Genomic DNA, 26093 nt, shown 5'->3' with positions numbered 1-26093 from the left:
ATTGCCTACTTGAGATATTTGTAAATAGAGTTAAAGTGGTTAGCTATTCACTTTTTGTGATTTTTTATCTACAAGAACAATAAAGGCTTACCATGTTTAACAGTGCTGTATCGACGATCAATGGTCTTCTTTGGGGAGAAGGCCAAATTCTTATCTATATTCTTCTGTTTGCTGGGATCTGGTTTTCGGTCAGGTTAAAAGCGATTCAATTGGTTAAGTTTCGCCATATGTTTAGCCTATTAAAGTCGAGTAGCAGCACAGATAAAAACTCAATCAGTTCGTTTCAAGCTTTATGTACAGGTCTTTCAGCACGTGTAGGTACTGGTAACCTTGCAGGGGTTGCCGTTGCAATTTCGTTAGGGGGCAGCGGTGCAATATTTTGGATGTGGGTGATTGCCATTTTGGGCATGGCCACTGGTTTTGCCGAAAGCGTACTTGGGCAAGTCTATAAAGTTAGGGATGCCAATGGCGAGTTTAGGGGCGGGCCTGCTTATTATATTCAGCAAGGCTTGGGCAGCAGAGCGCTTGCAGTGTGTTTTGCTTTTTGCTTGTTTCTTGGTTATGGCTTTACGTTTAGTGCCATGCAAACGAATACCATTACCGATGCCCTTAATTACGCATTTGAAATTCCAACTTTGTATTCAGGTATTGTGATCACGATACTGGCAGGCTCTATTATTTTAGGTGGCTTTAAAGCTATTGCCCGCTTTGCTGAACGCATTGTACCAGTTATGGGCATTTTATTTGTACTCGCCGCCATCATTATTACTTTATTAAATATCGGTAAAGTGCCTGCGATGATCGAGGATATTTTACTTTCAGCCTTTGGCTTACAAGAAGCAGGCGCAGGAGCAATGGGCGCCGCAATTAAAAATGGTATTCAGCGAGGGCTTTATTCGAATGAAGCCGGAGCGGGTAGTGTGCCACATGCATCTGGCTGTGCATCACCCGTACCAAATCACCCAGTCACTCAAGGCTATATTCAAATGCTAGGGGTGTTTTTCGATACCATTGTGCTGTGTAGTTGTACGGCGGTGATTATTTTATTGGCTGATATTGATATTAGCGGCGAAATGGAAGGGATCCGCTTAACTCAATCTGCGATGACAGCGCATATGGCTGCTGGTGGCATTTACTTTGTAGCGGCTGCAATTTGTTTATTCGCGTTTACTTCAGTGGTTGCAAACTATGCCTACGCAGAAAGTAACCTGCACTTATTTAAACTAGATAATAAACTCGGCCGAGGTATTTATACCTGTTTATATTTATCCATGATGATTTGGGGCGCATCGGCCACCATTAAACAAGTGTGGGATCTTGCAGACATTGCTTTAGGTTTAATGACAGTGGTGAACGTTATCGCTATCATACGCTTAACGCCAACCATCTTATCTGTGACAAAAGACTATCATAGTCAACGTGAAGCAGGACAAGAACCTAGTTTTGATTCTGAAAAAGTGCAGGTTCAAGGTCAAACAGAACAAGGGATTTGGCGCAAATAAGCTAAAACAATAACGAGAAAAGTAACCATGATAGATATTTATGCAGGGCCTAGTGCTGCAAAAGTAATTCAAGAGCAAGGCCTGTCTGCCGATTTGTTTAATACCTTTTTAGGAGCAAGCGGCGGGCCCAAGTGGTTTACATTATTTGGTTTGGATAAATATCTATTTGGTGAGTTTTTTAAAGGCCGTACCACACCTTTAAACTTATTAGGGTCAAGTGCCGGGGCATTTAGATCTGCTTGTTTTGCACAAAATGACCCTGTTGCTGCAATATCTCGATTAGCCAAGTCTTACTCTGAAACACGCTATTCATCGAATAAAGCAAAACCAGAAGAAATAACAACAAAAGCGCGAGAGTTATTAAGCATAGTTTTTGCTGAAAATGGTATTCAAGAAATCATTAACAACCCTATTTTTAAAGCCCACTTTATAGTTGCAAAATCGAATGGCTTTACAGCATCAGAAAACAAAGTGATGCAGTTAATGGGTTTATCTAAAAGCTACTTAGTCAATCGAATGAATAGACGTTTGTTAAGTAAGCAATATGAACGTTATGTATTTCAGCCTGCGGATAGTCAGTTATCTTTTTCCGATAATAATACTTTCAATACCCATACTATTGAGCTAGGCGAAGATAATTTAGCGGATGCGTTACTTGCTTCAGGCTCTATTCCATTAGTCATGCAGGGTATTAAAAATATAACAGGAACACCGCCTGGTATGTATCGTGATGGCGGTATTATCGATTATCACTTTGACTTAAGTATTCATAATGACGGGCTTATTTTATATCCGCATTTTAATAACAGCCCTAAAGCAGGTTGGTTTGATAAGAGCCTAAAGCGCGGTATTACCCCGAGTAACTATGATAACGTAGTGATGATCACTCCATCAGCTGACTTTGTTGCTTCATTACCTTATGGCAAAATCCCTGATCGTAAAGACTTTACAGAACTTGATGCTGATACACGCATTAAATATTGGCAGCAGGTATTCAAAGAAACAGAACGGCTAGCAGAAGCATTCGATGCGGTGTGTACTAATAAGCACACACCGAAAATAAAGCTTATTAAATAGTATTGCTTTCGCTACTTAAACTGATTAATCAAGGAAGTTTGCTCTGTCACTTTACTGAGGAGCGCTTCGCAAAGTTGCTGCGAAGTATGGCCAAGCTCTGTACACTCATGAGCAAAGTCTTGTGCTGACGTTAAGTTGGTAGCAATAACTTGGCTTGCTGTGAGTTGTTCGTTCATTGCATGCGCTATGATGCTATTGAGTTCACTTAGTTTGATAGACTGAGCTTTAATATGGTCTAAACTATCACCACTTTGATGTGCAAGCTCAACACTTTTAGCCGACAAATTAAGTCCATCTTGCATGGCAAGTTGTGCTTGTTTTGAGGCGTGTGTGAGCTGATTTAATACATTGTTTATTTCTTCTGTGGATTGCTGAGTACGTGAGGCCAATGCACGTACTTCACCAGCAACAACGGCAAAGCCACGGCCATGGTCGCCTGCTCGGGCAGCTTCGATGGCCGCATTTAAAGCAAGTAAATTAGTTTGATCAGCAATGGCGTTTATCTCAGATAAAATTGCAACAATGTGTTGATTGCCTTCAATTAAGTTTTCTACTTGGCTACTCGCTGCTTTGAGTTTTTCATCAAGCTCACTAATTGAAGTTATCGTTTGTTTGACCGCAAGTGAGCCTTGTTCGGTTGCTTGGTTTGACTCTTCAGCAGCTTGATTAGATTGCATTGTACTCGATGAAAGCTCATTGATTGAGGCCGTCATTTGCTCTGTGGCAACAACAATTTGAGAGACTTCATCTGTTTGTTTATTTAAAAGTTCAGTCACGTTATGACCAGACTCTGCACATTGTTGCGCGTTGTAATTAACGCCCATGGTCACATCATTTACACGACCAACAACCGCTTTTAATTTAGCTTGTTGCATCTCAAGGGCAAGATGTAAAAAGCCAGATTGATCATTAGTACCAGAGTAGAGGTAGGCCATTAAAGGGTTATCAAACACTTGTTTTGCTTTATTTATAAGCGCTAAATATTTTTGACGCCAAAAATACATAAGCCCATTAGCTGATGCTAAAAATAGAACTAGTAGACAATTAAAAATATCGAATCCAGAGCTAAAAACGGCAGCCAGCGAACCTAAAAAACTAATGAATAATAGGGCACTTATGTAAAGAGTGGAATCGAACTTGGCTGCTGTAGCATGAGATTTTTGATTATTGTTTATTTTAGCGTATTCAGCGGTCGCTCTTTGTACGACATCATCACTTTGTTTAGTTCTGACTGATTGAAACTCAACGGTACGACCACTTTTATCTTTAATCGGTGTTACAAAGGCATTAACCCAATAATAATCACCATTTTTACAGCGATTTTTAACAGGCCCCATCCAAGATTGACCATTTTTTAGATGTTGCCATAAATCAGCGAAAGCCAGTTTTGGCATATCAGAGTGACGAACAAGGTTATGAGGCTTACCTAGCATTTCGTCTAGCGTGAAACCAGCTATTTTGCAAAACTCATCATTGGCATAAGTAATATGACTTTGTAAATCTGTAGTTGATAAGAGGATGTCAGATTCAGAAAATTTAACTTCGGTATCGGTATTAATTCTATGTTTCACGTTAAAATCACCCAAGTACAGCTTTAAGTTCAGAAAGTAAATTAGCGGAGTAAAAACAGTCTGAACCAGAAAGAGGTAGTGTTAATTTGAACACTAATGTTTATAAACAATTTAGCGATAAATTCGTGATAAAGAACTAGGAAAATTCCGGTTTTATGTTACAAAAGTTAATATTATTTAACTAAGAAAAGTTGGGTATATGGGTTAAAAGTTAGCTAAATTGTAAAATTTAGCCAACTTGATTTTTAAAATACATTAATCTCGCAAAATAAAATCACTCTGGCAGGGGGCTTCACCAGGGCTTTGATCTAACTTTGTGTTAGGGCAATTTTTAGTAAAAAATAACGCTTCTTCTAGAGAGTTCATTTGGCTGCAATATTGTCGGCCATCACATTCATACTCTGGCTTTTCATAATCAGATATTGTGATATCTCGATTATGGCTGTAATTTGATTTTACGGGATCAATAATTTTTGTTTGAAGCGTTTGTGTTGGTGAGATACCCCCATAATTAACTGCATAATAATCCCATGCGAAATAGCCAATTATGATGATTAGAAAAAACTTCCTCATGATGAATCCTTGTTATTATTGTTTAGACTAATGTGATTCGTGAGCGGTATTGAGGCCTAAGCCTTATGGCCCAACCCGAAAGTCTTACTATAATAAGATGAAGAAATAATATTAAGTAAAATTAGTGGCTTATGAATTAAATACGAAATTTCTGATAGCATAGATAAATAAAAAGTTTGAAATGAACAGCAGTTTTAAGTATTAAATCATTAGAAATGTGAATTTAGAAAACTAGTCAATTTAATAGCCTATACCTAAAGATTAAAATATAGAAACTACCCATAAATTACGTTATGTTAAATTAGCTAAAATAATTAAAAGCGGGAGTTAGGTTGCTAACTAGCCCACTTTTAGAAGGGTTTTAAATAGCTTAATTTAGCTCAGAATCTACCCAAAACTTAGTGCCTTTCAGTACCGCTTGTAACGCAAGGCCATTTTCGGTTAAAGAGTAAACAGTTACTTGGTCTGCAATTGCTTCGGCAACTAAAGCGCCACCTTTATCTTCATATTTTGCTGCTGCATCTGCATTTCCTCCGAATGCCCAACCATGTTCAATAAAGCGATTTACTGCTGCTTGGTTATGAAAGACCATCACAACATTAAAGTCTTTAACACCTAAACCTAGACCTAAACCCGCTTCACCCATATTCATGTAAGTTGATTTACCGGTTAGGTTGTTTTTAACAACACCATAGCCACCGCCAAAACTGGCTAAAACAACATTTACATTGGCATTATCAAAAACCGCATAACCAGCAGAGTTAGCAATTTGTTGTTTAACATCAGGTTTTTGAGTGTAAAGCTCACTTAATGTATTGTTTTTCATGCTTTGTACTAAAGCACGTTTTTCATCGGGAGATGCACTGCCTGTTGTAGCACAACCGGTTAAAATTGAAGTGATTAAAACTAAACTAATAGCGATAAACTTTTTCATACATATTCCTTGAATATTAGTATGGCAATCTAGTTAATGTTGCAAATACTAAAGATATATTAAGTCCAATACTAGACAGTATCGGACTTTATGGTAATCTTATAACTAGCTATTTTACAAGATATTACATCATTATGCTCGTTGCTCTCGTCGATACACTAAAACAACTGCGTTACCAAATTGCCCATCTTGAAGATGATACTCTTGCAACAGAATATCCAGAACTTGATAACTTTATACATCAAGTTGGATTGACTGTTGCTGAATCAAAAAATGACTTAGTTTTTCTTTATCAGTTTTTATATGTGTATGGCCGAAAATCAGAAGCCACATTTAATCGTTTTCGAAATGAGCTTGAGCGTTTTTGTTTATGGTCGTGGTTGGTTGCTGAAAAATCGGTATTTGATCTAAAACGTGACGATATTGAAGCTTATGTTGATTTTATGGTTGAACCAGATTCAGCCTGGTTATCAAATTCAGTGCAATGGCGTTATAAAGATGAACAAGGCATAAGACGACTAAATACAAATTGGCGCCCTTTCATCAATAAAGAAAATATTGCTAGCCAACAAACACTCGCAGCTATGTTTACAGCACTCAATGTTTTTTATAAGTTCGCAATTTTAGAAGAAAAAACCTTTGCTAACTTTGTACCGGTTGTTAAAAAGAATAGCCCTTACTTAGTTGTGCAATCGCAAATTAAAATCCCCGATACACTCAGTGATATTCAATGGGAGTATGTATTTGGCGTTACTCGAGATTTATGTGAGCAACAACCTGATTTAGAAAGAAATTTATTTACTCTCGCTTGCTTAAAAGGATTGTATCTACGAATTTCTGAGTTATCCGAGCGCCCTCAGTGGTCGCCGGTTATGTCACATTTTTGGCAAGATAATGATGGTTTTTGGTTTTTAAGAATTATGGGTAAAGGTAACAAATTACGCGATGTTACCTTAAGTGAAGATTTTATATCTTATCTAAAACGTTATAGGCTTTACCGTGGTTTACCTGCCCTGCCCCGTGTTGATGAAGCTGAGCCGCTTGTTCACAAAATTCGTGGTAAAGGGGGAATGACTGTTCGACAAATTCGTCGTTTGGTACAACAAAGTTTTGACTTAGCAAAACAGTCTCTCTTACAAGACGGCTTTAAAGATGATGCGGAACAACTTGAAGCGGCGACTGCTCATTGGTTAAGACATACCGGTGCAACACACGATGCTCAAACAAGACCGCTAAAACATTTATCTGAAGATTTAGGTCATGCAAAAATCGCTACGACGGATCAAATTTATATTCAAACAAATATAAAAGAACGTGCAAAGTCTGGAATAAAAAGGAAAGTTTAATGGAATATACAATACTGGCGTTAGTCGGTTTAGCTTTATTATTTTACTCACTGACGATTCGGCAATTAGAGCGAACAGAAATTACTGGGCCGATGTTTTTTGTGTTGGTCGGAATTGCAATGTCTTACTTTTTGCCGAGTGAGTTTAAGTTAGGCAAAGCCGGACTCAGCGACATTTTACCTTTGGTTGAATTAACCTTAAGTATTTTTTTATTTACCGATGCAGCAAAATCAAAACTCCCCGTATTAAAACATAGTTATCAGTACCCTAGCCTGCTACTTTTTGTGGCTTTGCCGATGACATTACTGTTAGGTGTTGCCGGTGGATTGTTTTTCTTTTCGGAGTTATCACTTTTTCAATCTGCCTTGATCGCGATTATTTTAACACCAACGGATGCTGCGCTTAGCAAAGGAATTTTAGAATGTACATCGGTACCAGAAAAAGTTCGCGAAGGAATCAATACGGAAAGTGGTTTGAACGATGGCCTTTGCGTACCCATCTTTTTAGTTTTACTTTTATTAGCTCAAAATCCAGAAAGTGCTGTAACGACAATTGATACTTTACTTGTTTTTACAAGAGAGTTAGGTGTTGCACTGGTTATTGCAGGTGTGTCGATGGCAGTATTTATTCCACTTTTAAAAATTGCATTAGCACGTCATTACTTTGCAAATAATAGCAGTCCATTTTTATTGATTGGTTTAGTGATGGCCATTTTCTCTTTAACACAAAATTTACATGGCAGTGGTTTTATAGCTGTTTTTGTTGCGGGACTTTTATTTGATTACTTAGCACCCAAAAAAATTCGTATAACATTAGTTAAAGACTCAGAGCATATCGCTGAATTCGTTGCCCTACTTATTTGGTGTTTATTTGGTTTTGTATGTGGTCACTTAATTGTGAATGATATTACCTGGCCAATTGTTTTTTATGCGTTATTAAGTGTTACGATTTTTAGAATTGTGCCGGTACTACTTTCACTTATGTTTACTAATCTAAATTTTAAAGACAAGCTTACTTTTGCGTGGTTTGGTCCTCGAGGATTGGCGTCTATCGTTTTCACTTTAATGGTTATGGATACAGAAATTGCAAACAAAGAACAAATTGCCACAGTAACATTAACAACCATTTTATTTAGTGTGTTCATTCATGGCATGAGTACCAAGCCCATCGCAAAAAGTTACCAATAAAAAAGACGCGTTGAGCGCCTTTTTTATTTTTACAACTTAAAGTAGCTCTGCAATTAATTGCAGTGGATGCTTTGGCTTAAATTTTTCATAGCGCTTCACTTGGCTACGACAAGAAAAGCCAGTTGCTAAAATAGTTTCAGGCTCATTATTAGAAATAATTGGTTGCCAACTCATTTCATAAAGAGCCCGTGAATTTTCTTGGTTTTGCTTTTCGTGGCCGTATGTTCCTGCCATACCACAACAACCCGTACTGGTAGTTTCGAGTTGTAAATTTAGATCAGCAAAAATGGTTTGCCAAACTTTAGAAGCATTCGGCATTGCGGTTGTTTCAGTACAATGACTTAATAATTTAAATGGCGAACTCGTTGTAGTGGCAAGAGTAACTTGTTTAAAGTTTTGCGTTTGAAGCCATTCATGAGCTAATTCAACTTTAAAGTCACCACGCTGATCTTTTAATATTGAGACATACTCATCTCTGTAACACATAACCAAAGATGCATCGAGCCCAACTAAAGGCGCGTTGATTTCACTCAGTGAATTTAAAAACTCAGCTGCATTTTTTGCTGTTGTTTTAAATTCATTTAAAAAACCTTTTACATGCTGAGCTTTACCATTTGGTTTAAACGGTAATAGCATCGGTTTTTTGCCTAGCGCTTTAATCACTTTAATAAAGCTTTCGACTAATTCAGCTTCGTAAAAACTAGTGAATGGATCTTGAACTATTAGTACATACTCTGCTTGTTGTTCTTTTGAAAGCGAGTTAAGTAATTCAAAATTAAATTGCTGATCTTTAGAAATACGTTTAGAAAGTTGCGGTACGCTTAAGCTTGGCGTATCAACATAACCAATGGTATTTTTAATTAAACCTGAAACAAGCTTTGTATTTACAATTGGATTTACCACTTTAGCAAACTTTGCCATCACCGGCGCAGTTTGTTCGATGCCTGCAACTAAGTAATCTTTAGCAGGACGAGCATAATAACTGTGGTAGAAATTTAAAAAGCGTGAACGGAATGTTGGTACATCAACTTTTATTGGGCATGCAGTTGTACATGCTTTACAAGCTAAACATTCATCCATTGATTCTTTCACTTCGTGAGAGAAATCATAAACACCTTTTTTCTTATCGCGACTATGTTGATAGCGTTCCCACCAAGTGATTACTTCGCCATTAACTAATTCTTTTTCGACATTGAGTAAATCTATATTTTCAGACTCTTGAAGTCGCAACCATTCGCGCATTAAACTTGCGCGACCTTTAGGTGAATAACGGCGGTCACCTGTTACTTTATAAGATGGACACATTGGTGATTTTTCATCGTAGTTAAAACACAGGCCATTACCATTACAGGTCATCGCGTTATTAAATTCTGTTTTAACATCGATAGAAATTTCTTTGTCGAACCAGGCACGCTTTTGATCATCAACAGAAACGAGTGAGTCTTTACTTTCAATTGGCGTACAGATTTTACCTGGGTTTACTCTGTTATTTGGATCAAATGCCGCTTTGATTTTTCGAAGTTGTGTAAATAAATGCTCGCCGAAAAATTCAGGGCCATATTCACTTCGATATCCTTTGCCGTGCTCACCCCACATCAAGCCGCCATATTTGGCAGTGAGTTTAACGACTTCATCTGAAATATGACGAAGTAATTTTTCTTGCTCAGGGTCACACATATCTAGTGCAGGTCTTACGTGTAATACGCCGGCATCAACATGACCGAACATACCATATTGTAGGTTGTGGTTATCTAGAAGTTCACGAAATTCGACTATAAAATCTGCTAAGTTTTCTGGTGGTACTGCAGTATCTTCAGCAAAAGCTAACGGTTTTTGATTGCCTTTTACATTACCTAAAAGGCCTACTGATTTTTTACGCATTGCATAAATTTTTAAAATATCAGCTTTGTCATTCGTTAACTGATAACCGATCACCCCATTAGTTTGTTTTTCAACACATTCATCGAGTAGCTTACAGAGAGTGTCTACTTTATCTTTAATATCTTCAGGTGAAACTGCATTAAACTCAACCATGTTGAGTCCTTGCATATCTTTGTTTTCAACATCGGTTATTAAGTCCGATACTGAATGCCAAATGATATCTTCTCGAGCAAGGTTAAGTACTTTGCTATCGACTGTTTCTACAGAAGTTGCATTTGCTGCAACTAGAAATGGTGAATGACGAAGTGCAGAATCAAAGCTGTCGTATTTAATATTTATTAATGTTTTAAATTCAGCAATGGGCGTAATATTTAGTTTTGCTTCAGTTACAATACCTAATGAACCTTCAGAACCAGTAATTAATCGGCTCATATCAAAGGTTTGTAAATCATCAGAAAAAATATGTTCTAAATCGTAGCCGGTAAGAAAACGGTTTAAGCGTGGGAATTTTTCTAAAATAGCGTCTCGATTCTCAAGGCCAATATCAAGAACTGTTTTATATAACTTACCTACTGTCGTGTTTTGTTCAGCAATTACTTTTGCTTTTTCAACAGGCATAGGAGTTGTTGACATTTCAGTGCCATCAACAAGATAAGTTGTCAGTCCTAAAACGTGATCACTTGTTTTGCCATAAACCAAAGAGCCTTGACCTGATGCATCTGTATTTATCATTCCACCGATTGTTGCACGGTTACTTGTTGATAAATCGGGCGCAAAGAAAAAACCATAAGGACGCAAAAAGTCGTTTAATTGGTCTTTTATTACACCCGTTTGCACGCGAACCCAGTTTTCTTCGACATTGATCTCTAAGATTTCACGCATGTAGCGAGATAAATCAACAACTATACCTGGGGTTAGCGACTGGCCATTAGTACCTGTACCGCCTCCGCGTGGACCAAAAGTCAGTGATAAAAAAGGATCACGTGAAGCAATTTGCATAGCAAGTTGTATGTCTTTTGCTGACTTTGGAAAGATGACACCTTGAGGTACCTGTTGGTAAACGCTGTTATCGGTCGATAAACTTAAACGTGTAGAAAAGCTTGCATCGGTATCACCACTAAAACCTTGTTTTTTAATTGTTTCTAAGTAATTAGATACGAGTTCTGTGGCGGCTTGTTGTTGGCTTATTGTTGCTATCATGACGGTGATAAATTAAGGCATTTTGCAAATTATATCATGCTAATAGCTAAGATAAATTGAAGATTTTACAGTTTGTAACACTCTTTTTATCGATTTCAGGGGCAATACTTTTATACTGTGTATTAAAGCAGCAAATGAGATAGTCAGATGAAAAAAAATGCATTAATCAGTTTAGGTGCCTTGTGCATGTTATTGGGTTTAGTTTTTGTCATTATTCCCGGACCGTCGCTTATCTTCTTTATTGCAGGACTTTTCTGTTTATCTTTTTACTATCCTAAAGCGCGTGATTATTTAACCTTGTGCCAAAAGGCTCTGACTAAGTCATGTGCTTATATCGATAAAAAACTTGCTCGCTGATTTAAAGGGCGTGTTGCCCTTTATAGATTAGACTTTGTTCACTCTTGGGGCGATTTAATCGCGGCGCGAGATTTGTAACCTAGTGGGCTAAGTAAAAATCGAGCAAAGCTACCGCGTCCTGCTCACGCTCCTTACCTACATCCATGTAGGTAACAAAGAGTTAATCGCCCCTAGAAAGAACCCAAAGGGCAACGCGTGTTTGGCATTGATGCTGCGTTATCGCCTATTTATGTGAAAAAACCACACTACACAGGCTCTGCCTTGCCTTAATACCAAACACACTGCTGCAAAATCAATCATAAAAGGTCAACACGCCCTTCGAAGTAACAAAAATGCCAGCTAAGTGCTGGCATTTTTTATATTAGAATCTTTATTTTAGTTAAATAAAGTCACTTAGTCGGCTAATTTCTTAGCAAGATATAACCAAGTTTCTAATACTGTATCTGGGTTCAGAGAAACAGAATCAATGCCCTGCTCAACTAACCAAGCTGCAAAGTCTTCATGATCTGAAGGACCTTGACCACAAATACCTACGTATTTGCCTTTTGCTTTAGCAGTTTGAATAGCCATTGATAATAGTTTCTTGATTGCAGGGTTACGCTCATCAAATAGATGCGCAATTAAACCTGAGTCACGGTCAAGACCTAATGTTAACTGAGTTAAGTCGTTTGAACCGATAGAGAAACCATCAAAATATTCTAAGAACTCATCTGCAAGTAACGCGTTTGATGGTAATTCACACATCATGATTACTTTCAGACCATTTTCGCCACGTTTAAGGCCATGCTCTTCTAGTAATTCAATAACGCGCTTACCTTCTTCAAGCGTACGAACAAATGGGATCATGATTTCAATATTAGTCATACCCATTTGGTTACGAACACGTTTAATCGCTTCACACTCTAACGCGAAACAGTCACGGAAATCTTCAGAGATATAACGTGCTGCACCACGGAAACCAATCATTGGGTTTTCTTCTTCCGGCTCATATTGTTGGCCGCCAACAAGGTTTGCATATTCGTTTGACTTAAAGTCAGACATACGAACAATGACACGCTCAGGTGCAAACGCACAACCTAGTGTTGCAATACCTTCAACAAGCTTAGAAATATAGAATTCTACAGGTGATTCATAACCTGCCATCATTTCTGAGATTTCAGCTTTTAGCTCGTCAGATTGAGCATCAAAGTTAAGAAGTGCTTTAGGGTGAACACCAATCATACGGTTGATTACAAATTCAACACGAGCAAGGCCAACACCGGCATGAGGTAAGCGTGCAAAGTCAAATGCACGATCAGGGTTACCTACGTTCATCATAACTTTCATTGGTAACTCTGGCATTTCATCAACACGTGAAGTAAGTACTTCGTAATCTAAAATACCTTCGTAGATATAACCTGTGTCACCTTCGGCACAAGAAACAGTTACATCTTGACCTGCTTGAATTAAATCAGTTGCATTACCACAACCAACAACTGCAGGAATACCTAATTCACGTGCAATGATTGCCGCGTGACAAGTACGACCGCCACGGTTTGTAACAATCGCAGCGGCACGTTTCATGATTGGCTCCCAGTCTGGGTCAGTCATGTCAGTAACTAGAATGTCACCTTGTTGTACTTTGTCCATTTCATCAATTGAATCTAGTACGCGTACTGTACCTGAACCAATCTTGTGACCAATTGCACGGCCTTCAGCAACAACAGTGCTTGTACCATTTAATTGGAAACGCTCCATAACGTTAGCGTCTTCGTTTGAACGAACTGTTTCTGGACGTGCTTGAACGATGTAAAGTTTACCGTCGTTGCCGTCTTTTGCCCACTCGATGTCCATTGGACGACCGTAGTGCTTTTCGATGATCACAGCTTGCTTTGCAAGTTCTTGAACTTCAGCATCTGTGATTGAGAATTTGTTTGAAAGTGACGAATCTACGTCAACAATTTCTACTTGCTTACCATGTGATTCATCCGCAGAGTAAATCATTTGGATTGCTTTTGAACCAATATTACGGCGAACTACTGAAGGTTTACCGTTAGCAAGCGTTGGTTTATGAACATAAAATTCATCTGGGTTTACAGCACCCTGTACAACCATTTCACCAAGACCATAGCTTGAAGTGACAAATACAACATCTTCAAAGCCAGATTCAGTATCAATACTGAACATAACACCTGAAGCTGCTTTATCTGAACGAACCATGCGTTGGATGCCAGCTGATAATGCAACACCACGGTGGTCATAACCTTGGTGAACACGGTAAGAAATAGCGCGATCATTAAATAGTGAGGCAAACACGTGTTTGATAGCAGTCATTACTGCATCAATACCACGTACGTTTAAAAACGTTTCTTGTTGTCCTGCGAATGAAGCGTCTGGCATGTCTTCTGCTGTAGCAGATGAGCGAACTGCAAATGAAACATCTTGTGATGCGTCGCCGTGTAGTTGGCTATATGCGTCGCGGATGGCTTGGTCTAGGTTTGGTTGGAATGGTGTATCGATAATCCATTGGCGGATTTCGGCACCGACTTTAGCGAGTGTATTTACATCATCCACATCCAATGTGTCTAAAATATCGTGGATTTTTGAGTTTAAACCAGATTGCTCTAGAAACTCATTGAATGCATCAGCGGTTGTAGCGAAACCACCTGGCACTTGAACACCAGCGTTAGCTAGGTTTGAGATCATTTCACCTAGTGAAGCGTTTTTACCGCCAACACGAGGAACATCTTGCATACCAAGCTCTTGATACCAGAGAACGTATTCTTGCACGGATCTTTCTCCATAAACAAATTGTAGTACTAACTGTGAGAGTTAAGAAAGAAAACCTTCTAAAAAGGTCGTAGTCATTCTACACTGGCAACAGACCTCACGTAAACCGTGAAGCCCCTATTTTGCAGATAAAGGTAATAAAAAGGTTAAATATGAGAACTGCATTTTATATTTCTGATGGAACAGCAATCACCTCTGAAGTGTTTGGTCATGCGACCTTATCTATGTTTCCTGTTGAGTTTAATCACAAAACAATTCCTTTTGTTGAAACAGAAAAAAAAGCAATTGAAGTTAAGAACTTAATTAATTCAACAGCGCAACGTGATGGTGAACAGCCACTCGTGTTCTTCACTTTTGTAAACCACGAGCTGAGTGAAATTATAAAATCGTCTTGTGCGGTGTGTTATGACTTTTTATCACAATACAGTGATAAAATTTCTCAAGAGTTAAAAGTTGCGCCAGTACCGAAGGTTCATAGAACGCATTCAATGCACGAGAAAAGTTATGATTTTCGTATTGATGCTGTTAACTATGCGTTGACCAATGATGATGGCGCTAACATTAAAAACTACTCTGAAGCCGACATTATTTTAGTGGGTGTTAGCCGAAGCGGTAAAACACCTACTAGTTTATACTTGGCATTACAGTATGGCATTAAAGCAGCCAATTACCCGCTAACAGAAGATGATCTAGAAAGAGGCACCCTGCCTGAGTGTTTAAAAGCTTACAAACATAAACTTTTTGGTTTAACGATTGACCCTGTTCGCCTTGCCGATATTCGCCAGCGACGTATGGCAAATTCAAAATATGCATCTTTAAAACAATGTCGTATCGAAGTACGTGAAGTAGAAATGCTTTATAAAAAGCAGAAGATTCAATTTTTAAATTCAACTCATCATTCAGTAGAAGAAATTTCTGCAAAGATTATATCTGATACTGGACTTGAAAGACGTAAGTACTAACTTATTTAGTATCGGACATTAAAAAAGGCTGCAATGTGCAGCCTTTTTTTGAATAACTTATTGTTACTTACGTGCGTCTTTTAATAAATCAGCAACTAAGAAACCTAGTTCTAAAACTTGATCCGCATTTAAACGTGGGTCGCACTGTGTGCGGTAGCGTTGTGCTAAATCTTCATCAGATAATCCATACGCACCACCAGTACATTCAGTCACGTGCTGGCCAGTCATTTCAAGGTGAACACCACCAGGGTATGAACCTTCAGCTTTGTGTACTGCGAAGAACTGGCTAATTTCACGAAGAATATTATTAAAACTACGTGTTTTATAACCTGAGCTCGCTTTCTCTGTATTACCATGCATTGGATCTGAGCTCCAAATAACTTTACGGCCTTCTTGTTGTACTTTACGTACTAGTGCCGGTAGTTTCTCTGGAAGAACATCAGCGCCCATTCGTGTAATTAACGTTAAGCGACCTGGAATGTTATCTGGGTTAACTGTATCAATAAGTTTGATTAGCTCATCTGGGTCCATGCCTGGGCCAACCTTCACACCAATTGGGTTTTTAATACCTTTAAAAAATTCGATGTGTGCATGATCAAGTTGACGTGTACGTTCACCAATCCAAACAAAGTGTGCAGAACAATCGTACCAATCACCTGATAAGTGGTCACGGCGTGTTAGTGCTTCTTCATATCCTAATAACAAGGCTTCGTGTGATGTAAATAAGTCTGTTTCTTTTAAGCTCGGTGCAACGGTTGAGTCGATACCACACACTTCCATAAATTCAAGCGCATCTTGAATTCTGTCTGCTAGCTGTTGGTATTTCTCTTTAAGTGGATTTGCAGCAACAAAACCCATGTTCCAACGGTTTACTTGATGTAAATCGGCTAAACCACCTTGCGCGAATGCGCGTAATAAATTCAGCGTTGCAGCACTGTGATGATATGCCGTCATTAAACGCTGCGGATCGGGTACACGTGCTTGCTCTGTGAATTCAAAGTTATTGATGATATCACCACGGTACGATGGCAGAGATACACCGTCAATTGTCTCATAATCTGATGAGCGAGGCTTAGCGTACTGGCCTGCCATACGCGCAATTTTAACTACAGGGCATTTACCACCATAAGTTAGAACAACGGCCATTTGTAAAAGGGTTTTAAATGTATCGCGGATATTTGCGGCATTAAAGTCACTAAATGACTCTGCACAATCACCACCCTGTAATAAGAAGGCTCTACCTTCGCATACAGCTTCTAGTTGTTTGTATAAACTACGCGTCTCTTCGGCAAATACCAAAGGTGGTGCGCTTTTTAATTGCCCTTCAACAGATTTAAGGGCTTCTTGATCTGGGTACTCTGGCTGCTGAAGTATCGGCAGTTTTCTCCAGCTATCTGGGTTCCACGATTGCATGTTCTTTCCTCATTCCTAACATAGACCATTAACGAAAACTAACTTATTGCACGTACTAAGTTCAAGGACAATATTCAGCTATTTACGATTATTTCGTTATTTGATAAATAGTTTCGAAAATAACAATTAAGGTTCCAATATTTTATTGTTTAAAACCAGTTAGTTACACTTCTTTGACCACCTTATTTGTTCCTACACAGTACAAGAACACATCTTACTTAATCAAAGCCTTACTGTAACCTTAGCTTTACATGCTTAAAATATACTTTTTAGGTCCTACATTGATCAAATTCAAAAGTTGTACTAGCAAACAATAGAGAGAACACATCATACTTAATTAACTTTATATATTAGGTCAGCAATGGTGGAAATTTTTCTTTAAATAATCAGGGGATAAGATTAGAATTGAATTAACTTTAAGTAAGATGTGTTCCTATGAGTTCCAAGTTAGAAATACGCAGTCAGTTTGATTTAGTAAGTGAGTTAACTCATTTGTTTTGTGAAGAATTAAAGGAAGTGGGTTTTCACAAGGCATTATATTATCAATTGCCAGATATCGATATAAACGACGAAAAGAAAGTCCCTTCTTCAATTAGTGTACAAAAAATTGAAGGCGATGATGCTCATAAGTTAATTCTAAATTCCTTTGGTGATTTTTATAAAAAGACAGGATTAAGTAGTCGAGTCTTAAAAAGACATCCAGGTTTATTAGTTTTAAAAGATGTCGATAAGCAACATTTCATTGCAAGGATAAATCAGTTAAACAAAGCCAAAGCTGATTTTAAAAATAGTGTAATAGCTATCGATAATAATGATGCGCGATTTGAAGCGGTTCATAATGCTGTGCCTAATCTCATTACACTTGCTGCATATCGTAAGATCCACTTCGAAACTGAATCGCCCTACTCTGTTCGTTTTACTTGGATGCACAAACACGCAACTAAAACGCTAACTAAAAAAATGGCCTTAGCAATGCTCGATAAATCGGCTAGTTATTCTAATCCAAGAATGATAGACCAACACTCTTGGCAAGCACTAGTTGCACAAGAGCAAAGTCGTGTTGCAAGTTTAGGTGATAAAGAAAAATTACGAATTCGTAGACCAACAAGAGTTAGTCCACAAGTTAATGTAAGGTATACAGCTCAAAACCGATATCATGTCAGTGCTGCTTTACCTTTTATTTTGATAAACCCAGAACCAGATGTAAAACTTGGTACATTATCTGATTACCAAAAACCAGAAAGTCATCCTCGAAAAAGAGAATATGATTTCTTAGTTGATAGACTTTACTTAGAACAAGTAACAGATTGATTATGTTAAAAAGGCCACATATGTGGCCTTTTCTTTATAGTTAGCAGTATTTAAAAATTTAGTCTTCTACTATTTCTTCAATTTTATCTTCATCGATTAAAACAGCATTTTCAACAATGCGCTTACCACCTTGAATTTCGATTCGTTTGTTATGCTTATTCAGCGTAAGAATCTCATCACAAAATTGATCAGATGGATGCATCTCATATGTGTAATCAATAATATTTCCCGTTTTGTCATCTTTAACATTGGTAATGTTATATTCAGAGATTGCACCTTTCTCAATTAAGTCTTTCATTGTCGTTGTCATATCACGACGCAAAGCTTTTAATTTATTCTCGGTAATTTCGTCTGTTGAATAAATAGAGCCATATTTTTCCATAATCGATAATAGTCGGAAATGGTAGGTCTTACCCGGTGCTGCATAACGCCATAAATGATATAAACGCAGCATCATCCAACGAGATAAACCACGTTTTAATTCTTGAGCACTATTAAAGTAGTAACCTTTGTATTCAAGGTTATCGATCATGTTATGAACGAAGGCATTCAAACAAGCTACACATTTTACGTTACCACCCTGACCTTTCTTACCACTAAAATGAAGTGACGATAAAAAGTTCATGTTCGATTCGTAAAATGAGTCATCAATATCCGAGTTACGCGTATCTGTTGCTGAATATTTAAAAGAAAGTTTAGAACCTTGTAATGCTTCTAATGATTCTTTGATTTGCGGATAAGGCATCGACTGACCAACAGCTTTCAGCTCTTGCGCTAATTCATTCATTGAAAAAACAACTGCGTATTGAATACCAGACTTAAAATTGATTTTTACAATTTTACCTTTAGAGGCTAATCGAATTAAAGCACGTTCGACCTTTTCTTCACGATCAGATGGCCAAACAAGATATTCAACATCTTCACCATCTTTTCTTGTGCTTACTACCGCAGGTGTAATTTTGATTTCACCATCATATAGAATGCCGTCTACTTTTTCAGAGATTTTTCGTGTAACGATGGTTTTCTTTGGTGCTTCTTCAACCGGAAGCTTCTTATGACCAGAACGGACAAATCGTCCCCATAGATCATAATGATTAAATGTATTTGAGTAAGCTCTCAAACCATGTGCAGCATTTTCAATTGAAACACGCACATCTTTGTTGTCTGTAAATAGTGCAAGACTTTCATTATCTATTGCACTTTCCACCCCGTGGATCTGCCCGCGTAATGTATCGGGTAAGTTATCTACCGAGATGTTGACCTTTCGGCTCATTGTTCTTATTTCCAATTTTTCTTCGACAGTTAATAACAACACATAAAACTTCAAAAGTTAAATGTTTAAGTTAGTATAAACTTGATCCGATCATAATTAATTTCTTCGGATCAGTTTTATACTAACTGTTTCGTAATTGCTGATTTTCAGATCAGATTTTTACTAAGTTATAGTTGATAGGTCGCGATTTTACTAACTCAGTTCAGATTATGTCCTGTTAATCACCTTTTTAAAGCGATTTAACACGACATAAATCGCTTTTTTAAAACTCCATGTGGATAAACAGCTCTTAAGTTAGCATAGATCTGATCTGTACCAACTATAGATCAGATCCATACCAACTTATTGTGCATTTTAGTCATGCTCTCGGTGCATAACTTTATAATTTAGTTAGTAAAAAGTTGATCTACACCACTATTTTTGTGAGTAAAGCAGTGGTTAAGCTGTGTATAAGTTGAAAGCTCATTTTTTGCTTAGTAATTGGCTGATCTGCGAGTCATTAAAGATCTGATCTTTACCAAGTAAAAACACGATCTGGCTTTTTACTAAATATTTAATGAAATCAGTCATATACTTCACTATTTTAGCATCTTAACCTTATATACCTATATACTTAACCGATATTAAACTTACTTATTTATACTTAGTATCAGTAAAGTTACAAATTTTTATTAAATGTCTTATAAATAAAAGGTATGTCGCCTTAAATACTTGTTTACAGCAATTTGAATGGACATTATACTTAAAGCATAACTTTGAGGAAGAAAGTATGTCTATCAATAATAATGCGCTAGCCACTTATAGGTTACTAAAAGCGACAGCAGAAGTTGCTGAAAAATCGCTAGAAGGACGTATTCAACATTATCGTGCCCATTTAAAGTCTGAAGAAAAAGAACTTCGTACTTATACGCAAAAAGCAGCCGCTGACTTATTAGGTTGTAATAATCGTACCTTAAAACGACGTCATGATAATGGTGACTTTGATGCACTTGATATCAAACGTGGTGCAAATGGCCACTACGCTTATACCTTGGTAAATATTTTTGCTATGGCTGATATCATGGATATTAAGCCTGATCACCGTACAGTTGATGATAAATTACAAGTTATCGTTATTAACTCGTTAAAAGGTGGTTGTGGTAAAACTACCAGCATGGTAAATATTGCCGCTGCACTTGCTACTACCAATATTAAACGTTACAGAATTGGTATTATTGACCTTGATCCACAAGGTTCTTCATCAAGCTTTTTCCCACCAAGTGAGCCAGACCCAATTACTGTGGGTGACTTAATGCGTGACTGTATTGAACTCGATGAAAATGAAACCTGGGATGAATTAGTATCAAACTCTTTCTTACCTACCCATATACCTAATATTCGTATTTTGCCTTCTGGTATGGATGATTTTTACTTCGAGCATGAAACAGCAACTTTATTAAAAGATAGCTCTAGTTATGATAAAACTCGTCACTATCATAAATTGCTCGAAAAAGTTATTGAACCGGTAAAAGATCAATTTGATATTATTCTAATTGATACAGCTCCATCACTTAACTTTATGTTTTATAATGCATTAATGGCTTCTACATCGATGCTTATCCCTGTTCATCCTGAAGCTGTAGACTTTGATGCAAACAATAAATACTTAAAGCGATTAGGCGAGATTTACCATACAGTTGCTGCGCTTGGCCACCAAGGTTGGGACTTCATGCAGTTCTTAGTAACTAACTATGTTAAAGGGAACCATTCACAGCGCGACATCGTTAAAGATGTTCGTAGTGCATTTGGTCGTCAAGTAATGAGTTACCCAATCAATCATAGCTCGGCAATTACCGCCAGCTCATCTTCTTTTAATACCATTTTTGATCAAAAAACGTCAGATAGCTTAGCTAGTCGTGAGTCACTACTTCGTGCGCAAGAAAATATCAAAGATGTTGTAGATGAACTTGAAATGCTGATCCGTTCTAATTGGCAGTCAACTCAATCGTCTCTAAATACAGCTAAGTAAGGTAATTAATAAAAATGGCTAAAAAACGTAAAAACGATACCAGCTTAGACCCTTTTTCAACGTCTATCGAAAGTAGCAGTTTAGATGCTTTGCTAGAGCAAGCTTCAGCTGGTGATGTTATCAGTATGCCTGCTCCAAGCGATCCTACACGTCAAATTACTTTGGTGTGTAAGGTTATTCCAAGCTCAGAAATTGAAGCTAAAACAAAGGTCTATGGTAAAAACCGTCGTGTACAATCATTACTAAATGAAAAGTCAGTTGCCGATATCCTTCCTGCAATTGCCGAAGACGGCCGTAATCAGCACCCTGCCCTATGTTGGGATAAAGGTGACGAAATGCTTGTATTAGCAGGCTCTCGTCGTCGTAAAGCATGTATCTTAAGTAACTCTGATTACTTAGTTTTAAGCTCTGAAGATTTCACAGATCAAGATGCTAAAATTCTTGCTGTATCATCTGATCAATACATTGCCCCAAGTCTATGGGAGCTAGGTCAAGCATATCAACAGACCCGTGATGAGCTTATTGCTGAGGGTAAAAAAGGTTCTTATCGTGAAATTGCGGCAATTGAGGGTGTATCACACACTGCTATTGCTGATGCTATCAAAGCGTATGAGAACCTACCTTCTGAGGTTTTAAGTCTTTACCCAACAGCGAATCATGTTGGCCGTGAAGTCGCTAAAAAGCTTATTAGTGCCAAAGAGCGTGATGAGCAGCTGTTTACCAAGCTTGTCAATGACGTAAGTAGTGATAGCGAAATAGCGCAAATTAGCAGTGATGATAAACGTGCTCTTGCAATTACCAAGCTATTAACTGCTGAGCCTGCAGCGCCAAGCCGTCGCGAAGCCCTTATTGATAGTGAGTTTGTCAGCGTACAACGTAACATCAAAAGCGGTGATTTATCTGTGAAAATCGATAATAAAGTGATGACAGACAAACGCTTAGAGCAGCTAACTAAGCTATTAAATAGCTTTAATTAGTTAGTAAAAGAATGATCTCTCACGCTTTTACTGTTAGTAAAAGCGTGATCTCCCCCCTTCCTTTTGTTAGTAAAATAGTGATCAATTACCAGTGAAATTGGTACTTATTACACTCTCAGATCAGTTTTTTACCAACTAATAACCCCTTTACAGGGCTTTTCGTTTCATAATTAGATTGCTTAGTAAAAAATTGATCTGTAAAGCCCCTGCCTTGTTATTAACCTGTTTATATCTTGTGCGATTGTTGTTTGTTAAATGCTCAGCATGTCAGTTTTCAGCTTTGATTTTATTTTAAAGCAGGTTTTTACTAAGTTATCAGCTCCAACCAGTCCAATATTGCTCAATAGTGCTTTAGCTCTGGGCCGATAGATCATATACTGGCAGAATTATTTTTTGTTTTTACTGCCAAAAGCGTTATGTCTGCTAACTTATCCAAAAATGACTTATTAGCTATCTTTGAAGAAATCAAACAAGAGCAAGAAACTCAGTTTCCTCTGTCTGAGCGCTTCATCAAACAGCTATTTAAGCCGCATGTGTTAAGTAAAGCAAAAGAGTATCACCAGAACGGCCAAATCAACTGGTTAGAACATAACAGTGATTTTAGCGTTATTGATGCATCTATGTTTGGTAACGAAGGAAATACCTTTACTCAGCATATTGAGATCAGTAAATTACCAAGTGGTTTTTCGGTCGATTCGCATTGTACTTGTGGCTCTAAAACTAAATGCCGTCATATTGCAGCTGTGCTCCTAAAACTCAAAATTGAACATTCAGGTGACTACGGTGAAGACTACATTATTAACGATTGGTTTAGTGAGCTAAAAACCCTTAAGCAAGTTGCTAATGACAATGCCAAACAGGTTTTATTATTTGTTCTTGATGTAGAGAAATCTGTTGTAACCCTTACTCCTAAAATAGCTAATTATGACGCTGAGCATAACTATACTCTTGGTCGTAACCTTACCGAGCAGCAATTAAATAGTTTTGTAACCCCTACTGATTTATTAGAATCGGATTTTCGGTTATATAGCTGGATCCGTTCTCAAAATGCCCTTGGTAAACTAGAGCTTAAAGGTCAATGGGGCTTTGCAGCACTACAGCAATTAATTGCCACCCAGCGTTTGTTTTTAGGCCGTTCGCGCCAAGCAATTAAAGCTGACAGTATGCAAGCGTTAGAGTTTGATTGGAAACAAAACAAAGATTTAACGTCATTGAGCATGACGCTTGCTGGCCAAGATAATTGGTTATTGTTAAAAACAACCCCCCCTACTTACCTTGACCCTGAAAAGCTAAAAGTAGGCCGAATTCGTACTCCGTTAACGGCTGATGAAATAGCGTTACTTGCCAATATGCCTGCTATTCACACAGAGAACTTTGACCGCGTTTATCAACAGCTCAATGATAATTTTGGTGAAGGTGTGATCCCTCATGCATTTAAGGAAAGCAAAAAAAGCCTAGCTCGAACTGTATTCCCTGTCATCAGTATTAATAATGACGAGGGCACAATCCGCTTAGGATTGCAGTTTAATTATCAAAACTCTTTGTATGATTTAAGCCAGGCGCCAGCTGATATATTAAACCAGTCATTAGAAAACACCGTTGTAAATGAGTTAACTAACCTTGGCTTTGAATTATGTAAAGGGGCTTTACAAACTGAGTTTATCTTTAATAAACAATCAGTTATTCATGAGCATTGGTTAAAGTTTGAAATAATTCCAAACTTATTAAAACGCGGTTGGAAAATTAATGATGAGTTAGCAGTCGGCAAAGTCCTTAAACAACTTTCACTGCAAGTTGAGCGTGGTAAAGGTCATCAGATAGTTAGTAAAATCGTGATCTCTGGTGTTAAAACTCAACAGTTGTTTGTCACTGATAACAATACTTATCAATCGCTTAATCGACAAAGTGAGCGCTTTTATTACTTTACTGTAGGAAAACGCTTTGCTGTGGTTGAAAAGGCCGCGATGATGCAGCTTAATGATTATCGTGAACGTTTTGAGCATATTAAAACCCGTGACGAAATCTTAATGCCTTTGTCGTTTTTGCCTAAGCTCATCGAGCAAAAAGCAATTAAGGTTAATATTGTTGACGATGCTCTAGATGCTTATCTATCTGAATTAAATAGCTCACAACAGCTTATTAAAAAGTCCGATATTCAAGGCTTAAACCAGGGTGTGCAATTGCGTGAGTATCAACAACACGGTGTTGATTGGCTTAACTTTTTAAAACGTCACCAGCTTGGTGGTATTTTGGCTGATGACATGGGGCTAGGTAAAACCCTACAAGTTATTGCCTTTTTAGCTAATGCCAAGCAATCACCACAAGCAGGCCCCACGTTAATTGTTTGCCCAACCAGCTTGGTTGGTAACTGGCAAAGTGAAATTAATAAATTTGCGAGTAACTTAAAAATTACCACCGTCTTCGGTGCTGCGCGCAGCGACCAATTACAACAGTTGTCGCAAGCAGATTGTATTTTAACAACTTACCCACTGTTGAAGCGTGACATTGCCTTTTATTCGCCACTATATTTTGAAAACATCATTCTTGATGAAGCGCAATATATTAAAAACGACGCTGCGCAGGTTTCACGCTTGGTTAAGCGCCTTAATGCAGACTTTAAGCTCTGCTTAAGCGGCACGCCTATCGAAAATAACTTATTTGAGCTTAAATCTTTGCTCGACTTTGCAATGCCTTCTTTACTTGGTTCGCAAGCACATTTTAAGAGCTATTTTCAAACGCCTATTGAGCGTGATAACGACGTTGCCCGAGCTGATGAACTTAAGTCGTTGATTATGCCATTTATCTTGCGTCGCACTAAAGCACAGGTAACACAAGAGCTCCCAGAGAAGACAGAGCTAGTTAAAGAGTTTGAATTTGAGAGCAAACAAAAGGAAATTTACACCGGTATAACTGAATCTTTAGAGCAGAAATTAGTTGACCTATTTGCACAGCAAGGTGTGCAAAAAAGTAAGCTAGCCTTTTTAGATGCATTATTAAAGCTCAGACAAATCTGCTGTCATCCAAAATTGATCGACCCTAGTTCACAGGCTGGCAGCGCTAAACTTGAATGGTTATCTAAGCATTTGCCTATCATGCTTAGCGAAGGTCGTAAGGTGATTATATTCAGTCAATTCACCATGGCACTTGATGTCATAGCAGAGCGATTAAATGAATTAGGCATCAGTTTTAGTATGCTTACCGGGCAAACAAGACACCGCGACCGTGTTATCGAAGAGTTTACTCAAGGTGATACATCCGTATTCTTAATTAGCCTTAAAGCCGGTGGTACAGGGCTAAACCTAACTCAAGCTGATACTGTGATTCATTTTGATCCTTGGTGGAACCCTGCTGTTGAGAAACAAGCGACAGATCGTGCCTACCGTATTGGCCAAACTAACCCTGTTTTTGTTTATAAATTAATTATGGCCAACTCAATTGAACAAAAAGTATTTAAAATGCAGCAGCATAAGCAAGCCCTTGTTGATGCATTATTTACCGAAAAATCAATGAGTTTCACTCAATTTGATGAAGAGCAAATGCTTGCTCTGATAAAAAATTAAATTTTTTTAAAGTTTTTTTGAACTAATCAAATTTTGGGGCGTCTATTATTATGCTTGTTGTTAAATTGCAGTTTACATAAGCATTATGTTGATTTCCCATTTGGTTACTAAATTTTAGTAATGTTAGAGCCAGCTCACTTTGAGCTGGCTTTTTTTATGCCTAAACCCCCTACTCTGCTGAGCACTAATTCG

At 37.8% G+C, this 26093-nt stretch carries 17 protein-coding genes; 10 read left to right on the top strand and 7 right to left on the bottom strand.

The window, feature by feature from the left end; all coding sequences use genetic code 11:
- The first annotated feature begins 92 nt into the window (after positions 1-92).
- Both HUS61_RS05330 and HUS61_RS05325 read left to right on the top strand, forming a co-directional pair.
- Positions 93-1502, top strand: a complete 1410-nt coding sequence (locus HUS61_RS05330; protein WP_054552224.1) for a sodium:alanine symporter family protein — start codon at positions 93-95, stop codon at positions 1500-1502.
- Between the two features lie 27 nt (positions 1503-1529).
- A complete protein-coding gene (locus tag HUS61_RS05325; protein WP_175081426.1) occupies positions 1530-2579 on the top strand; it encodes a patatin-like phospholipase family protein in 1050 nt (349 codons plus the stop codon).
- Between the two features lie 11 nt (positions 2580-2590).
- Here the strand turns inward: HUS61_RS05325 and HUS61_RS05320 are convergent, their stop codons facing one another.
- From HUS61_RS05320 to HUS61_RS05310, 3 genes are all read right to left on the bottom strand, one after another.
- A complete protein-coding gene (locus HUS61_RS05320) occupies positions 2591-4150 on the bottom strand; it encodes a PAS domain-containing methyl-accepting chemotaxis protein (protein WP_175081425.1) in 1560 nt (519 codons plus the stop codon).
- Positions 4151-4405: 255 nt separating this feature from the next.
- A complete protein-coding gene (locus tag HUS61_RS21780; RefSeq protein ID WP_054563095.1) occupies positions 4406-4723 on the bottom strand; it encodes a hypothetical protein in 318 nt (105 codons plus the stop codon).
- 370 nt (positions 4724-5093) lie between these two features.
- A complete protein-coding gene (locus HUS61_RS05310; RefSeq protein WP_175081424.1) occupies positions 5094-5657 on the bottom strand; it encodes a YSC84-related protein in 564 nt (187 codons plus the stop codon).
- Between the two features lie 134 nt (positions 5658-5791).
- Between HUS61_RS05310 and HUS61_RS05305 the strand changes: the two genes are divergently transcribed.
- Positions 5792-7003, top strand: coding sequence for a tyrosine-type recombinase/integrase (locus tag HUS61_RS05305; RefSeq protein WP_063530343.1), 1212 nt, complete (start codon positions 5792-5794; stop codon positions 7001-7003).
- Complete coding sequence (locus tag HUS61_RS05300) at positions 7003-8190, top strand: sodium:proton antiporter (RefSeq protein ID WP_175081423.1); 1188 nt, start codon at positions 7003-7005, stop codon at positions 8188-8190. Before HUS61_RS05305 ends, HUS61_RS05300 begins: the two co-directional genes overlap by 1 nt.
- 36 nt (positions 8191-8226) lie before the next feature.
- Here the strand turns inward: HUS61_RS05300 and HUS61_RS05295 are convergent, their stop codons facing one another.
- Positions 8227-11271 (bottom strand): FAD-binding and (Fe-S)-binding domain-containing protein, encoded by a 3045-nt coding sequence (locus HUS61_RS05295; protein ID WP_175081422.1) that lies wholly within the window; start codon positions 11269-11271, stop codon positions 8227-8229.
- A gap of 147 nt (positions 11272-11418) precedes the next feature.
- Between HUS61_RS05295 and HUS61_RS05290 the strand changes: the two genes are divergently transcribed.
- Positions 11419-11628, top strand: coding sequence for a PGPGW domain-containing protein (locus HUS61_RS05290; protein ID WP_175081421.1), 210 nt, complete (start codon positions 11419-11421; stop codon positions 11626-11628).
- Positions 11629-12021: 393 nt separating this feature from the next.
- On the opposite strand, the gene ppsA is transcribed toward HUS61_RS05290, so the two are convergent.
- Positions 12022-14397: a phosphoenolpyruvate synthase gene (gene ppsA / locus HUS61_RS05285; protein WP_175081420.1), complete on the bottom strand. Its 2376-nt coding sequence runs from the start codon at positions 14395-14397 to the stop codon at positions 12022-12024.
- 152 nt (positions 14398-14549) lie between these two features.
- Between ppsA and HUS61_RS05280 the strand changes: the two genes are divergently transcribed.
- A complete protein-coding gene (locus tag HUS61_RS05280; RefSeq protein WP_058584340.1) occupies positions 14550-15359 on the top strand; it encodes a pyruvate, water dikinase regulatory protein in 810 nt (269 codons plus the stop codon).
- A 63-nt stretch (positions 15360-15422) separates the two neighbouring features.
- Here the strand turns inward: HUS61_RS05280 and HUS61_RS05275 are convergent, their stop codons facing one another.
- Positions 15423-16772 carry a class II 3-deoxy-7-phosphoheptulonate synthase gene (locus HUS61_RS05275; protein ID WP_175081419.1) on the bottom strand — a complete coding sequence of 450 codons (1350 nt, stop codon included), beginning with the start codon at positions 16770-16772 and terminating at the stop codon, positions 15423-15425.
- A gap of 435 nt (positions 16773-17207) precedes the next feature.
- Here HUS61_RS05275 and HUS61_RS05270 point away from each other — a divergent pair, with 435 nt between their 5' ends.
- Positions 17208-18083: a DNA replication terminus site-binding protein gene (locus tag HUS61_RS05270; RefSeq protein ID WP_175081418.1), complete on the top strand. Its 876-nt coding sequence runs from the start codon at positions 17208-17210 to the stop codon at positions 18081-18083.
- Positions 18084-18141: 58 nt separating this feature from the next.
- On the opposite strand, the gene HUS61_RS05265 is transcribed toward HUS61_RS05270, so the two are convergent.
- Positions 18142-19356 carry a hypothetical protein gene (locus HUS61_RS05265; RefSeq protein WP_054563104.1) on the bottom strand — a complete coding sequence of 405 codons (1215 nt, stop codon included), beginning with the start codon at positions 19354-19356 and terminating at the stop codon, positions 18142-18144.
- 769 nt (positions 19357-20125) lie between these two features.
- Here HUS61_RS05265 and HUS61_RS05260 point away from each other — a divergent pair.
- From HUS61_RS05260 to HUS61_RS05250, 3 genes are all read left to right on the top strand, one after another.
- Positions 20126-21364 carry an AAA family ATPase gene (locus HUS61_RS05260; RefSeq protein WP_175081417.1) on the top strand — a complete coding sequence of 413 codons (1239 nt, stop codon included), beginning with the start codon at positions 20126-20128 and terminating at the stop codon, positions 21362-21364.
- A gap of 14 nt (positions 21365-21378) precedes the next feature.
- Complete coding sequence (locus HUS61_RS05255; RefSeq protein WP_058584343.1) at positions 21379-22341, top strand: hypothetical protein; 963 nt, start codon at positions 21379-21381, stop codon at positions 22339-22341.
- 416 nt (positions 22342-22757) lie between these two features.
- Entirely contained in the window at positions 22758-25901 is a 3144-nt protein-coding gene (locus HUS61_RS05250) for a DEAD/DEAH box helicase (RefSeq protein WP_175081416.1), read from the top strand.
- The last annotated feature ends 192 nt before the right edge of the window (positions 25902-26093 follow it).

This window comes from Pseudoalteromonas sp. 0802 (genome assembly GCF_013350085.1).
Classification (GTDB): domain Bacteria; phylum Pseudomonadota; class Gammaproteobacteria; order Enterobacterales; family Alteromonadaceae; genus Pseudoalteromonas.
Note: the sequence above shows the minus strand (reverse complement) of the source record. Positions and strands in the feature narration are given on the sequence as shown.

Excerpts from the sequence above, each read along its gene's own strand:
- HUS61_RS05300 (WP_175081423.1), top strand. The coding sequence starts at position 7,003 with ATGGAATATACAATACTGGCGTTAGTCGGTTTAGCTTTATTATTTTAC.
- HUS61_RS05250 (WP_175081416.1), top strand. The coding sequence starts at position 22,758 with ATGTCTGCTAACTTATCCAAAAATGACTTATTAGCTATCTTTGAAGAA.
- HUS61_RS21780 (WP_054563095.1), bottom strand. The coding sequence starts at position 4,723 with ATGAGGAAGTTTTTTCTAATCATCATAATTGGCTATTTCGCATGGGAT.
- HUS61_RS05295 (WP_175081422.1), bottom strand. The coding sequence starts at position 11,271 with ATGATAGCAACAATAAGCCAACAACAAGCCGCCACAGAACTCGTATCT.
- HUS61_RS05270 (WP_175081418.1), top strand. The coding sequence starts at position 17,208 with ATGAGTTCCAAGTTAGAAATACGCAGTCAGTTTGATTTAGTAAGTGAG.
- HUS61_RS05255 (WP_058584343.1), top strand. The coding sequence starts at position 21,379 with ATGGCTAAAAAACGTAAAAACGATACCAGCTTAGACCCTTTTTCAACG.
- HUS61_RS05260 (WP_175081417.1), top strand. The coding sequence starts at position 20,126 with ATGTCTATCAATAATAATGCGCTAGCCACTTATAGGTTACTAAAAGCG.
- HUS61_RS05275 (WP_175081419.1), bottom strand. The coding sequence starts at position 16,772 with ATGCAATCGTGGAACCCAGATAGCTGGAGAAAACTGCCGATACTTCAG.
- HUS61_RS05330 (WP_054552224.1), top strand. The coding sequence starts at position 93 with ATGTTTAACAGTGCTGTATCGACGATCAATGGTCTTCTTTGGGGAGAA.
- HUS61_RS05265 (WP_054563104.1), bottom strand. The coding sequence starts at position 19,356 with ATGAGCCGAAAGGTCAACATCTCGGTAGATAACTTACCCGATACATTA.
- HUS61_RS05310 (WP_175081424.1), bottom strand. The coding sequence starts at position 5,657 with ATGAAAAAGTTTATCGCTATTAGTTTAGTTTTAATCACTTCAATTTTA.
- HUS61_RS05325 (WP_175081426.1), top strand. The coding sequence starts at position 1,530 with ATGATAGATATTTATGCAGGGCCTAGTGCTGCAAAAGTAATTCAAGAG.
- HUS61_RS05290 (WP_175081421.1), top strand. The coding sequence starts at position 11,419 with ATGAAAAAAAATGCATTAATCAGTTTAGGTGCCTTGTGCATGTTATTG.
- HUS61_RS05280 (WP_058584340.1), top strand. The coding sequence starts at position 14,550 with ATGAGAACTGCATTTTATATTTCTGATGGAACAGCAATCACCTCTGAA.
- HUS61_RS05305 (WP_063530343.1), top strand. The coding sequence starts at position 5,792 with ATGCTCGTTGCTCTCGTCGATACACTAAAACAACTGCGTTACCAAATT.